Origin of the sequence: Elizabethkingia occulta (assembly GCF_002023715.1) — a bacterium.
GTDB classification, from domain to species: Bacteria; Bacteroidota; Bacteroidia; order Flavobacteriales; family Weeksellaceae; genus Elizabethkingia; species Elizabethkingia occulta.
On sequence record NZ_MAHX01000005.1, the window covers coordinates 40,452 to 53,760 of the forward strand.

Consider the following 13,309-nt stretch of genomic DNA (forward strand, 5'->3'; position numbering starts at 1 on the left):
CTATAATAAAAAAATTATTATTTGCAAAAATAGACTTTTATTCCCTACAGATACGACAATTTTATTGTAAGAAAAAGCCTTCTTTATATAAAACTATTTATTTATTAATTTCTCCAACTTCTCAATCATTTCCTTTTGCTGCTGAATCATACGTTCATAAAGCTCAACCATCTTATCAAGAGGATTAAAATTAAAAGTAGGGTGGACATTCATACCATTTGATTGGTCATGTGTATTGAATGTATTTGAGATAATATTTACCGCCTGTTCTTCATCAAAATTCTCAATGGCTTCCACAGGTAATTTCAAGATTTTAGCCACTTGTTCTAAAATATCCTTTTCTACGGATTCTTTTTGTTCCAGGAGAGAGATTTTCTTTTGGTTCCAGTCTTCGCCCAATTCGTAGGCGAGGGCATCTTGCTTGATGCCCAGCATTTCACGGAAACGCTTTATGTTTCGACCTTGGTGTATTTTCTTGTTTGGCATATCGGTATGTATCATAAATCTCAAATATACTCTTTTTAGTTAAAATAATTAACAACTATCATCGAATGAAGTTTCTAAATTATGCTTTTCTCGGAATAAAACATCCTGAAACGGAATTGATTATCCCGCAAACCTTCCCTTACTTCACAACATCATAGCACAATGATAACAAAAACGCTGGCAGAAACAAATATAAGCCAAACCTGATACGCCAAATTACGGGAAACCGTATTATTTAATATCCACCATAAAAACACACCAAATTATGTGCAACGTAAGATTTTTAACAGAAGAAGAAGAGAACCAAATTGTATTGGACACCCGCTACATCACCGTAAATCGAATACCCATAAAAGGACATTACAACCCGCACGAATGCTGCTCCAAAATCCAACTACAAGGCAGATGGATCCAAAAATGCGGATTCAAACCAAAAGACAAACTCACGGTAAGCGTCTACCGGAACAGGCTCGTCATAGAAAAGCAAAAACCAAACACAGTAAACCCAAAACTATTGGCACGAGAGCAGAAAGCCCACGAAAAATATGTCCGCGAACGGGTCCTTCAAATGTTAGGTCCCGACATCGTAAAACAACTGAGCTTCAAAAACGGAGAAATCAAATGGCGCAGGTAACCAACCGCTCCTAATAACTTCCAAAAACACGATATATGAGCACCAAAAACACCAAAAACACCGAAAAAACGCCAGAAACCCAAAGTAAAGACCAACTCATAGAAATGCGTCGCCTCACCGTATCTGCCATCTACATGAACAGTGAAGGCTACAACAAAAACGACTACGCATCCCGAATAATGCTCCTTGGCAAATGGGTTCGCAAATGCGGATTCAACGAAGGCGACAAGCTCACAATTTCCATATACCAGAATAGGATAGTGGTCGAAAAAGAAGACCCAAACACGCTAGACACCAAACTCTTAGCCCGAATCCAAGACGAAAGTAGTAGACTTCTCAGAAAGAAAATCAAAGCAATGGTACATCCCGAAGTATTCGAGCAACTGCGGTTTGTAAACGGAGAAATCAAGATAAAATAACCGCCCTAGTGCAATCGGTTTTTAGCCAATTGCGGAGCCACAGACGATGCCGACCTTTTAAAAACATTTTCCTTTGGGCGTGCCCCTCCGGGTCGGGCTATCCGCTACAAGTCCTCGCTCGTGCCTCGCTGTGGGCTTTTCGCTGCTATCCCTCACGCAAACCAGTCATAAAATAGAGTAGGGAACATAGCCGAATGAGGGGGTGCGTCTTTAAAATTATAATTGTGCTTTACAGTATGTTTTCAGAATTATTAGCCAATTCATTAATGAGCTGTTCAATTTGTGTTACATCTCCATGCTGTAAGGACATCATATCTTCTCTATCAAACACTTCATTTTCTTCAAAATCTCTTTCTCCAAAAACATATTGCTCTTTGACTTTGCCTTCTTCATCATGTCTTTGAATAATGTATCGTTCTTTTTTTTCTAAATAGTATTTTCTTATTAGAAATGAAAATGCGATTATTCCTTTTTCATTTTCATACGGAAGAAGCAAATCTCTAAATCCCTCCGGAAGCTTTAAACTAGAAGTAACTACTCCTTTACCAAATTTACATTTCTGTTTAGGATTATGCTTTTTCTTATCTGGGAAAAAAGTATGTACAATTTTAGTATCCTTATATGTTAGTAGATGGTATTTTTCACTTTCGTTGTTGTGATATGAATAACTTCCTGTGTATTTGTCAAATAGGTCAGGTCTGTTGTTTTTTGTAATGTTTTTGTTTTCTTCAGAGAATATTTCGTCAGCAATCTTTAAATAATCTATAATAGGAATCATTTGAGACCGAAACTTGCTCGGGTCATCTAATTTATATTCTTTTTTGTCACTTATCCTCCAATAATTTTTATATGAAAAGTAGCCATGCCTATTATTAAAATGCTTGAATCCTGTGTCTTCATTCCCCTCTACAAATATTAAATGCTTTAGTTCAGAGATAATCTTTATTGAAGTCTCGGTTGTATTTCCATCAATTACATAAGTATTATGATATTCTTCAAACTCATTTTTGGCTTTTGTCTGTATTTCTAAAAGTTGTTCTTCAGAGAAAAGTTGTTCCATTTTTGTAGACAATAATGAGTAACATTTACTAATGTTGATTAACTGCTTGGTACTACAATTTTAAAATGCTGATTCGTTATGTAGTCCTCAACAGATGTGATGAATTCGTCTAAGAAAGCACGAACATAATTTTTAGCTTCCTCTAATTGAGAAAATGTTGAAGACCTGCCAACTTCTATAAATGACTTTTCTCCATGTGCTAACCAGTTTCTTTTCTTTTTAATATCAACTAAAGTCTGTCCATGAGTAGACTCATCATAGATTCTCCGAATATTACCTACACTAATTTTCATAGATTTAGCTGTATCAAAAAAACCTGTGCTATATCAACGATTAAATAGAGCAGTGGAGTAGTACTATGATTTTATAAAATGCTGATTTATAACATTAAAACAAGCTTCTCTTGAAGCAGAATTTCTCTATATTATGTTAAACAGAAACTCCGTTTGAAGCACTCACTCTGGCATTGATGGATGAGCGTTAACAAATGCGTAGCATTCATGAACACCATTAAAAACAAATAAAAACCAGTGAATAAAACGGACGTAACGAAGCGTTAAAAAATGTAAACTGTCTGAGCATAAACCGAAGGTTTACGAGTATATCAGGGTTTTTACATTTTAGCGTAGCGCAGTCGGTTTAGCGAATTGCGAAGCAATCACGAACACCAAATAATAAAATAAATAAACCGTGAGTAATGCATCACAGCCTTGATTTTTTGGTTCTTTTGCATCAAGGCAAAAGAACAGATAATTAACGTCGTGAGCGCCAGCATAGAAAAATGCCAAAAAAAAGCCGTCAGGCACATTGGCATTTTTTGTATGCCAGCGAACTCCACGAAAATAAAATTTCGTTTTCCTGAGCGTTGGCCAAAAAAATTAAATTACCAGGCCGAGCGTCGGGAATTTGTGAAGCAAAAATTCAATGTGTCATTTTATTTAAAAACACATTTAATTTTTTGCAAACATGCGCGTTGGCCGAGCGGCTATTTCCGGAGGCTCCGAACATAATGACTAATTATAGGTCTAAATGCTTTTGAAGTATACAATTCCTTGTAATGCACACACTACAATATTTTACATAATATCATTATAGGGCAACCGAGCCTGCGAGGACTATTTTGACCTATAATTAATATTATGTTAAATAGAGTATTTTTATAGTGAAACAATCCCTCCTTATTCTACTTCTTTTCAGCTTGTAAACAACAGACATTATCAATAATGAATATGGGAATATATAGAAAATAATATTTATAAAACAGCAAAGGCATATATAGCTATAAAAATAGCGGTCAGAAAATTCTTATAATGCTTGCTTACCTTCAACTCTTGGGGTTTGTTATCCGTTAATGGATGATTAGAGACTTCAATTTTACAAATTTAAGAGGGATATACCAAATTAAATTTTATTAGTGGGGCTATTTCAGGGGATTTATCGAGCATGAAAATTAAATATAATCCGGATAAATTATAAAAATTGAATTAACTTTTATAAACAAAAGCATTGCAGACTAAAGCCGCCTGCAATGCTTTCTTAGATATTTCAATTATTTTGGGTAGTGTATTACACCAATTCTCTTTTATAAATATGAATTGGATTATCCAGCATCCCTACAAACTGCAAACTATTAATTGGGTCTTCAAGGTTTACCATTTGTTTATTGTTTTTTATTTGTAAACGGTTCAAACAGCATCTTTTAAATTGTGGCTCGAATATATCGTATTTTTCAAATTTCTCTCTCAGATGGGGTCTTTCTTCCTGATATGCTATAATCTTATCAGCAACCAGCCTCCAGAAATCTTCATCTTTGAAGTCTGCCTGATCATGGAGAAGAGCAGATAAATACCTCAGGAAGCAGTCGAATACATCCGTGAAAATATAAGTAAGTTTAAAATCGTCCGGAACTTTTATACCAATACGGCTGGTTTCACCCGGAAGTTTGATATCTCCGTTTAATACCGCAATCTCTTCTGCTATATCCTTCATAATAATCTTTACCGGAGTGTAATTTTCCATAATCAGAATCAGATTCTCTCCGTGTGGCATGTATACAAGATCGTATTCATAGAAACTATGTATTAAAGGCATCAGATAAAGATCGAGGTACTTGCTTACCCATTCTTCAGCTGTAAGACCTGATTTTTCAATTAACTCAGCAGCCAGAGAATAACCATTGTTATCGAAATGAAGCAGAGCAGCCATTGTCATAAGACGCTGATTTTCGTTAATAAATGGTATTGGGCTTTCCCGCCATAATGCTGCCAGCATTTTGGTATAAGGTGTATTATTATTCTGAAGTGCTTTTTCATAATACTCACTTCGGTAACCTATTGCTGCTAATTCTTTCAGAATAATAAAGCCTTTTTCCTGAAGGTATGCATCACTTTTTACCAAATCGTCTACCCACTGATTAATAGCCGGAGTAGCTTTCATGTAATAAGGTGAAAGTCCTCTCATAAAGCCCATATTTAAAACAGACATAGCTGTTTTTACATAAAATTTATCAGGATTGCTTGTATTGAAAAAAGTACGGATAGACTGTTGTGCACGGTATAGGTCTTCTGCTTCACCTAGTAATACAATATTTTGCAAAGCTATTTCGGAAGAGAAAGTCGGATTCATTTTATTATACCATTGCCACGGATGGATAGGCATGTAATAAAATTCTTCAGCATTAAGATCCAGATCTTTTAGCTTTTGACTGAATTTCACTAATGTTTCGGATGAAAGTTCTTGATTCATCAACTCATCATAGCTAAGGCTTTCAATAATTGAAAAATTGCAACGATCTTTTTTTACAGCAATCCATAACAAGCGAAGTTCATTTTGTGATTCTGGAGCATATTTGTAATAATCGTCCGCATCAAAGCCAATTCTTCCGTTGTTGGCAATAAAAGTGGGATGTCCGGTTGTAGAACCTTCTATGGTCTGATAGTCTGCGTCTGCCAGAATACACGAATTGTTTTCACGATTCATTACCTGTGCTCTGGCATATAATGTACTAATCAGTTCTTCTATGTAAACCGGAAGAATCTCTTTAGAAAATTCCAGCTCTTCTTTGAAATCCACGATGAGGTGTATAAGATCTAACGGAACTTCTTTTCCGTTATGTGTCTTTTTTATTGAGTGTACATCTATAGACCAATGATCCAATATCCGCTTCTGTGCCTTGAAGGTATAAATTATTTCTCCTTCCGCGTGTTGAGCAGGAAGCTGATAGTAACCCCATCCATCCTTTTCATAGATTAATTGTGGTTTAATAATCATTTCATGGGCAAACTCAGCCAATGCTTTCTGAATAAGATATAGATTTGCCTTGGCCCAGCTTTCCGGGGTAAGGTGTTCTATTGTTTTTTCGGGACTTATTATTTGGTTCATACTATTTGATTTTGTAGGGCATTTTTAAATTGTTCTCTGGTGCAAAATTCCAGATATGCTTCTTTTTCCAGTAGTTGTATTTTTTTGTAGCGCGTAAATCCGGCTTTTCGGTTTAGTTTGTGGACTTTCTCATTTCTGACATCCGGTTCCACTACAACACGTTCAATTCTAAGATCGGAGAATAAAAACTCCATGATGGTCTGAAATACACTCCATGTGAAAGATTTTATTTTTTTGTCTGGAGGTGCCACCAATATATGCATACCACAATCTGAATCTTCAACGTTGTAAAATTTGCTCAGGACATGTTTTGGATGATAGCATTCCAGTAAAAAACAAGGCTCACCTTCAAAATATCCCATACAGATGTAATAATCCTTTTGTGCCAAAAGATATTCATAGGCTTCATAGACTTGCTCAGTAGTTGTATCAAGCATTTGCCAGTATTCAGCATATTCCTGATTTACCCAATTATGAATAACAGGAACATGCTCATCCAGATCCAGAGGAAAAAGTTCAAAGTTGCCCAATCCTTCTATATTTTTTGAAAAACAGGTTTTACTTTGAAATACTGGTCTCATATTGTTGTGCTTTGGTTAGGTTTTCATATACTCCGAATTTTTGGAACGCAATCTGCTGCTCCACTTGATAAATATCCCTGCCGGTAATTTCTCTCAGGATATAGGAATTTCTGTAGCATCCCATACCTAAATCAGGTGTTACAAAGCCATGAGTTTCCAACTCTGCATTCTGGACAAAGATCTCATTAGCATTTTTATCAATGCTGTAATTACGCTGTACATTGAACTTTTCAGTGGATTTCCAGTCTATTCGATCATTAATGCCGTCTAAGAAAGCTGGCAACCGGTATTTGTAACCTGTACACAGCACCAATCCATCGGTTTCAAAATGGAAGCTTTCCTCCTGTTCGGAATGATAAAATTCTAAATCAATAATTCCTTGCTTGGTGTATTTGGCTCCTACACATTCTGAATTGGTTAATAGATTGGTTTTGAAATCAGCAGTCAGTCTTTTGGTATAGAGCAAATCAAAAATATCATTGATCAGACTTTCGTTGATCCCTTTGTAAAGAGAATTTTGATTTTTTAATAAAGCTTTTCTTTTTTCAGCAGGGAGACTGTAGAAATAATCAACATATTCAGGAGAAGTTAGCTCCAGAGTAAGCTTGTTATATTCCATCTGGAAGAAATGAGTGGAGCGTGTAATCCAGTTGAGCTCATATCCGTAAACATCTATTTCCTGTAACAGATCATAATATATTTCGGCAGCACTTTGACCACTTCCTATAATGGTAATTGCTTTTCGTGACTGGAGTTCTTTCTTTTTATAAAGATATTCAGATGAATGTGCTGCGAGATCTTTTACCGGATGAAAAAATGAAGGCATATACGGAGTTGTTCCTGTACCCAGAACGATTTTTCTTGTTCTGTAACTCTCTACAGTATCTTCTGTTTTGTTGTATACTTTTACCAGATAATTTCCTTGTTCCTCATCGTACATAATATCTTCTACATTATGGCTGAATCGTAGATTATCCAACTTTTCTATAGCCCACTGGCAGTACTGATTATATTCGTTTCTTAGCAGGTAGAAGTTCTCACGGATATAGAAAGAATAGATTCTTCCTTTTTCCTTTATATAATTGAGGAAGGTAAATTCGCTGGTAGGATCAGCCATTGTTACCAGGTCGGCCATGAATGGTATCTGCAGCGTTGTGTCCTGCATCATCATACCTGGGTGCCAGTCGAAACGATCGCTGCGGTCGAAAAACAAAGTATTAAGATCTTTTACAGGGCTTGCAAGACAGGCCATACTGAGATTGAATGGGCCTATTCCTATTCCTATGATGTCATATATTTTTTCCTGGGTCATGATTTGGTGGTATTTTATATAAGGTTTTTAGATTGTTCCTCTCCTATTTCCTGGATCAGATTTATTATTTTTTGTATTTCATCAATTGTGGTCATGGGATTTAAAAGTGTAAACTTCAGATAGAATTGTTTGTTGACCTTAGTTCCGGCTACCATCGCTTTGCCACTGTCGAAGACTGCCTGCTTTATTTTCTGATTTAGTTCTGTTAATCTATCTTCAGGAAAACCCGGCGGAGCATATCGGAAAACCAGAGCACTGATTTCGGGGCTGTTCAGAGTTTCGAAATTTTCATATTCATTTAACAGATAATAAACTTCTTTTGTTAGGTCAATAATCTCATCTATATAGCTGCCTAGCTTTTCCTCTCCAACAGTTCTCAGTGTAAACCAGAATTTCAGCGCATCAAATCTTCTTGTCGTTTGCAACGATTTTTTTACCAGATTCGGAACACCCGAAGTTTCCTGATCTTTTGGATTTAGATAATCTGCGTAGTACTGAATGAAACTAACATTGTTATGATCACGCATCAAAAACATACTGGCACTTATTGGCTGAAAGAATGTTTTGTGCAAGTCAATTGTACAAGAGTCAGCGTTTTCCAAACCATTTAGTTTACTGCGGTGCTGATTGCTTAGTAATAAACCTCCACCGTATGCTGCATCTACATGGAACCACATTCCGTTTTCCTGAGCAATTCTGCTGATTTCCGGAAGCGGATCTATAGATCCAAAGTCTGTTGTTCCGGCTGTACCTACAATCGCAATAGGTAAGTTGCCTTTTCCTCTTTCTTCATACAAGAGTTCTTCCAGTTTTCGGATGTCCATTTTATAATCCTGATCTACCGGGACACTGATAATCGCATCTTTACCAAGTCCCAGTATGCTGGCTCCTTTGTTTAAGCTAAAGTGACTTTTTTCTGAGCAGAATATTCTGAATTTTTTTGCTTCTGTAGGAAGACCATGCTGATCAGGTATGATATTATAATTTTTCTTGATATAGGCATCTCTTGCAATTAATAATGCCATTAGGTTGGACTGTGTTCCTCCGCTGGTAAAGACTCCGTCGAAGCCTTCAGGATACTTCATTTTTTTTCCCATCCATTCAATAAGACGAAGTTCTATCGTCGTGGCACCAAGACTCTGATCCCAGGTATCCATGGAACTATTGATGGAACTGATAATCATCTCTGCTGCCAGTGTTGGAATTAATATTGGACAGTTAAGATGTGCGACATAAGAACTGTGATGGAATGCAGTGGCATCATTGATGTAGATATCACATAATTCGGAGAGACATTCTTTTACAGATATTGTTTCGTCGCTGTTAATATCTACAAGATTCATTTTGCTTTTATTACGCTGAACAGAAGTGTCTCCTAATGGCGTCTGTCGGGTTTGCAAAAAATTGGTGATTACCTCCAGTGTGTCTTGTACTGTTTTCTGGTAGTAGTTTATATTTTCGGGTGTCCCATGGAAGATATCCATGTATTCGGAGCTGCCCCCTTTCAATACCTTTCGATAAGGTACTGTTTCGAATTTTGTTTCCATAATGTCTGATTTGGTATAAAAATTATCAGACCAAATTTATGTTATTTTTATTTAATCTAAATTAATATAAAGTTATGATTTTTGTCACTATGTTAATTAAAATATATCAATAAGTATAGAAATAAAGGCCTCTGAAAAGAGGCCCTAACTAGGAATATGAATGAAAAGTAAGTAAATTATGTAATTCAGTTTCAGCTTTTAGCAGACAAATTGTTTCGGATAATAGTATTGAGTGTTTCAACGGATGTTGCCGATCTGAAGCCATCTTCCGGAGTATTGATTACGTAATCCATCAGTTTCTCTATGGTGGAAGTAGCAACATGCAGACGGGTATCCGATGAGGCATAATAAATAAATACAGTACCATCATTATTGACAACCCAACCATTAGAAAATACAACGTTAGAGACATCCCCTATACGCTCTTCAGCTTCAGGAGCCATAAAGTAACCTGCAGGCTTATGGATAACCTGTGTAATGTCGTCCAGGCTGGTCATAAACATATAGAGAACATAGCGCAGGCCTGCAGCTGTATTGCGTACACCATGAGCAAGATGCAGCCATCCTTTCTCTGTTTTTATCGGTGCCGGCCCCAATCCGTTTTTAGCTTCATACACGGTATGATACTTTTTTTGATCAATCAATACCTCTTCGGTTACTTCCGCATTCTCCATACTTTTGCTTAATCCCAATCCTATTCCGCCACCAGTCCCGGCTTCTATAAAGCTATCCTGCGGGCGTGTGTAGAATGCATACTGCCCATTGACAAATTCAGGATGCAGAACAACATTGCGTTGTTGAGCCGATTTTGTTTTTAAATCTGGTAAACGCTCCCAGCCATTTAAATCTTTAGTCCGTACAATACCACACTGTGCTATAGCAGCAGACTGATCACCCGGAATAGCTTCAGGATCTCTTCGCTCTGTACAGAATAATCCGTAGATCCAGCCATCTTCATGCTGTACAATACGCATGTCATAGATATTTGTATCTGGTATATCTGTTTCAGGGATTGTAATAGGATAATCCCGGAATCTGAAACCATCTGTACCATTATTACTTTCTGCCAGAGCGAAAAATGATTTTCTATCATTCCCTTCCACTCTTGCAATCACAATATATTTATCGTCCAGCTTCAAAGCTCCGGCATTAAATACAGCATTTATACCGAAACGTTCCATCAGATAAGGGTTTGTAGACTCATTAAAATCATACTTCCAGAAAACAGGCGCATGATCTGCAGTCAGTATAGGATTTTCGTATCTGTCGTAGACACCATTGCCCAGGGTTTGTTGTTTTATGTTTTCTTTTAAGATAAGGTTTTCATAGGCCTCGTTAAGGGCCTTTTTTCTTGTCTCGAAATATAAACTCATAGAATTAAGTGTAGGTTATTATTTTTTAGTTTCGTTTTTGTTCAAGATCCTGTTCTATAATCTTCATTTGTTTTTCGTGTAACGGATAAAAAAGAATGAAAAGCATGGAAATAATTGCAGCAGCAGCGGGTAATAAACTTAGCATTAGTTTAATCCCTGTCTGTGCAAAGGCCGTTTGCAGAACATTCGCCTGAAATCCGAAGAATGCTAATAATGCACCGCTCGCCCATCCGCCAATAGCCCATCCTAATTTCTGAGACATTGAAGACGCTGAAAATATAAGACCTGTGGCTCTTCTGCCTTGTTTCCATTCGGAATAATCAGCAGTATCTGCGTACATAGACCACAATAAAGGAAATATACTACCAGCACATATACTGATGATAAACTGGAGAGCCAATACTCCGCTGATACTACTCTTTCCTAAAAAGTAAAAAAGTATACTGAAAATAGCAGCAAAAAGCATAGCAAAGAAAAATGTTTTCTTCTTGCCTATTTTATTGGCTACAGGGGTCGCTGCAATAACACCTATAATGTTTGCAGCCTGTCCCAGTACAAGGTATACTGTTGTCTGGGAGATTTGCATTCCTACGAAAGAAAGTATATCTGTATCGGATTTATCCAGGTAATATTTGAAATAATAGATAGCAACTCCATCCCTTATTGTATTGAATAATAATGTAGCAACACCAGCTCCCAATAATATCCACCAAGGCTTGTTTGCAAAAAGATCTTTAAGGTCATATTTTAGTGTGGAATTATTTTCTTTTACAGGTATTATACGTTCTTTGGTTCCTGCAAAGCACAATAAAAATAAGATTGAAGCTATAATACCAAAAACAACCATAGCATACACCCAGCCCATTGCAAATGTAAGGGTTCCGTCTCCGAAGATCTTTACTAAAGGTTCTATCAGCCATAATGCAACAAGACTACCAATAAATGCGAAAACCATTCTGTAAGAAGCAAGTGCTGTGCGTTCTTTAGGATCTGAAGACATAACTCCGAGTAATGATGCGTATGGTACATTAATAAGAGAATAGACCATCATCATTACCGAATAAGTAATATATGCATAAACGAGTCTGCCGTTTTCACTAAAATCCGGTCTGAAAAATGTAAAGATGCCCATTACTGCAAATGGTATAACCATCCATACCAGAAATGGACGAAACTTTCCCCACCTTGTCGATACACGGTCTGAGATAAGTCCGACTACAGGATCGAAAAAAGCATCCCATACTTTGGTGACCAGAAACATGGTGCCGGCAGTAGCTGCCGTGATGCCAAATACATCAGTATAAAAAAAGAGTAAATACATGCTGAAAATTTTCCAGAACATGGATGATGCTGCATCGCCTAATCCATAGGCAATCTTTTCTCTTACTTTTATTTTTTCGTTCATGAATTAGGCTGTTATCTGGATGATAAAAATAGTACCAGAAGGAATACGAACATAATACTTTTTTGACATTAAATAATACAAAATAACCAATGTGTAAATAATGTTCATTGTAAATATGCATGAAAATTAAATTATTTATAATTTTAAGTTAACAAACAGTTTTATAATTATTGATACTTTTATGACCTGCAAATTAATTACCACAGAATTTTATCATGCTTAATAATCTGCTCCGAGAAATAATACCCTTAACACCCGGTGACTGCTTCACTATTTTTACCCGCGTAAAGTCGGACTTCGACTTTCCACTCCATAGTCATGAAGAAATAGAACTAAATTTTATCCATAATGGTAAAGGAGCGAGAAGGATTATTGGAGACCATATTTCGGTAATAGATGATTACGAGCTTGTAATGATCGGTCCTAATCTTCCTCATATGTGGGAAACTTATGAGTTTGAAGGCAAAGAAATGACGGAAGTAACAATACAGTTTCATAAGGATTTTCTGGACGAAAGATTCCTGAACCGAAATCAGATGAGTTGCATGCGAAAGATGATAGAATTATCATCCAGAGGAATATTATTTTCTAAAGAAGCAACTCAGAAAATAATGCCACGTTTGCTAAACCTAGATAAGAAGCAGGGATTTAATTCCGTTTTGGAATTGTTATCAGTATTGCACGACCTTTCAACATCCAAAAATATGCAGACACTTTCTGATAATATCTTCTTCAATCAGGAGTCCTATAACAGCAGACGAATTCAGAGGGTAATGGAATACGTTAATCATCACTTTCATCAGAATATTTCTTTAGGTGAAGTTTCTAAACTTGTGAATATGACGGAGATGTCTTTTAGCCGCTTTTTCAAAAGACGTACAGGTGTAACTTTTATGGACTCGTTATTAGAATGCAGGCTGGGAAATGCGTGCAGAATGCTGATAGATACAACTCAGTCTGTTTCAGAAATTGCTTATCACTGCGGTTTTAATAATATTTCTAACTTTAACAGGCTATTCAAAAAACGAAAAGGCTGTACGCCGAAAGAGTTCAGACATGATTACAATTTTTATGGAAACCGTAAATTTATCTGACTCTTTTTATGGCGTTT

12 protein-coding genes are annotated in these 13,309 nt (G+C 36.5%); 3 read left to right on the plus strand and 9 right to left on the minus strand.

Going from position 1 to position 13,309, the window contains the following annotated elements; translation table 11 throughout:
* Positions 1-93: 93 nt before the first annotated feature.
* Positions 94-501, minus strand: coding sequence for a helix-turn-helix domain-containing protein (locus tag BAZ10_RS02380; protein WP_078770687.1), 408 nt, complete (start codon positions 499-501; stop codon positions 94-96).
* Positions 502-751: 250 nt separating this feature from the next.
* Here BAZ10_RS02380 and BAZ10_RS02385 point away from each other — a divergent pair, with 250 nt between their 5' ends.
* Positions 752-1,120 carry a SymE family type I addiction module toxin gene (locus BAZ10_RS02385; protein WP_078770688.1) on the plus strand — a complete coding sequence of 123 codons (369 nt, stop codon included), beginning with the start codon at positions 752-754 and terminating at the stop codon, positions 1,118-1,120.
* 35 nt (positions 1,121-1,155) lie between these two features.
* The gene (locus tag BAZ10_RS02390) at positions 1,156-1,539 is read left to right on the plus strand and encodes a SymE family type I addiction module toxin (RefSeq protein WP_078770689.1); all 384 of its coding nucleotides are present in this window, start codon (positions 1,156-1,158) and stop codon (positions 1,537-1,539) included.
* A 229-nt stretch (positions 1,540-1,768) separates the two neighbouring features.
* On the opposite strand, the gene BAZ10_RS02395 is transcribed toward BAZ10_RS02390, so the two are convergent.
* From BAZ10_RS02395 to BAZ10_RS02430, 8 genes are all read right to left on the minus strand, one after another.
* Positions 1,769-2,599, minus strand: coding sequence for a hypothetical protein (locus BAZ10_RS02395; RefSeq protein ID WP_078770690.1), 831 nt, complete (start codon positions 2,597-2,599; stop codon positions 1,769-1,771).
* Positions 2,600-2,637: 38 nt separating this feature from the next.
* A complete protein-coding gene (locus tag BAZ10_RS02400; RefSeq protein WP_245803725.1) occupies positions 2,638-2,892 on the minus strand; it encodes an MAE_28990/MAE_18760 family HEPN-like nuclease in 255 nt (84 codons plus the stop codon).
* Positions 2,893-4,165: 1,273 nt separating this feature from the next.
* On the minus strand, positions 4,166-5,980 hold the full coding sequence (locus tag BAZ10_RS02405; protein ID WP_078770691.1) for an IucA/IucC family protein: 1,815 nt from the start codon (positions 5,978-5,980) through the stop codon (positions 4,166-4,168).
* Complete coding sequence (locus BAZ10_RS02410; RefSeq protein ID WP_078770692.1) at positions 5,977-6,561, minus strand: GNAT family N-acetyltransferase; 585 nt, start codon at positions 6,559-6,561, stop codon at positions 5,977-5,979. Before BAZ10_RS02410 ends, BAZ10_RS02405 begins: the two co-directional genes overlap by 4 nt.
* The gene (locus tag BAZ10_RS02415) at positions 6,539-7,873 is read right to left on the minus strand and encodes a lysine N(6)-hydroxylase/L-ornithine N(5)-oxygenase family protein (protein WP_078721831.1); all 1,335 of its coding nucleotides are present in this window, start codon (positions 7,871-7,873) and stop codon (positions 6,539-6,541) included. The genes BAZ10_RS02410 and BAZ10_RS02415 overlap by 23 nt, the downstream gene beginning before the upstream one ends.
* A 14-nt stretch (positions 7,874-7,887) precedes the next feature.
* Entirely contained in the window at positions 7,888-9,420 is a 1,533-nt protein-coding gene (locus tag BAZ10_RS02420; protein ID WP_078770693.1) for a pyridoxal phosphate-dependent decarboxylase family protein, read from the minus strand.
* Between the two features lie 191 nt (positions 9,421-9,611).
* Positions 9,612-10,793, minus strand: coding sequence for a glycoside hydrolase family 130 protein (locus BAZ10_RS02425; protein ID WP_078770694.1), 1,182 nt, complete (start codon positions 10,791-10,793; stop codon positions 9,612-9,614).
* A gap of 25 nt (positions 10,794-10,818) precedes the next feature.
* Positions 10,819-12,198, minus strand: a complete 1,380-nt coding sequence (locus BAZ10_RS02430; RefSeq protein ID WP_078770695.1) for an MFS transporter — start codon at positions 12,196-12,198, stop codon at positions 10,819-10,821.
* Positions 12,199-12,413: 215 nt separating this feature from the next.
* Here BAZ10_RS02430 and BAZ10_RS02435 point away from each other — a divergent pair, with 215 nt between their 5' ends.
* Entirely contained in the window at positions 12,414-13,292 is an 879-nt protein-coding gene (locus BAZ10_RS02435) for an AraC family transcriptional regulator (RefSeq protein WP_078770696.1), read from the plus strand.
* Positions 13,293-13,309 lie beyond the last annotated feature (17 nt).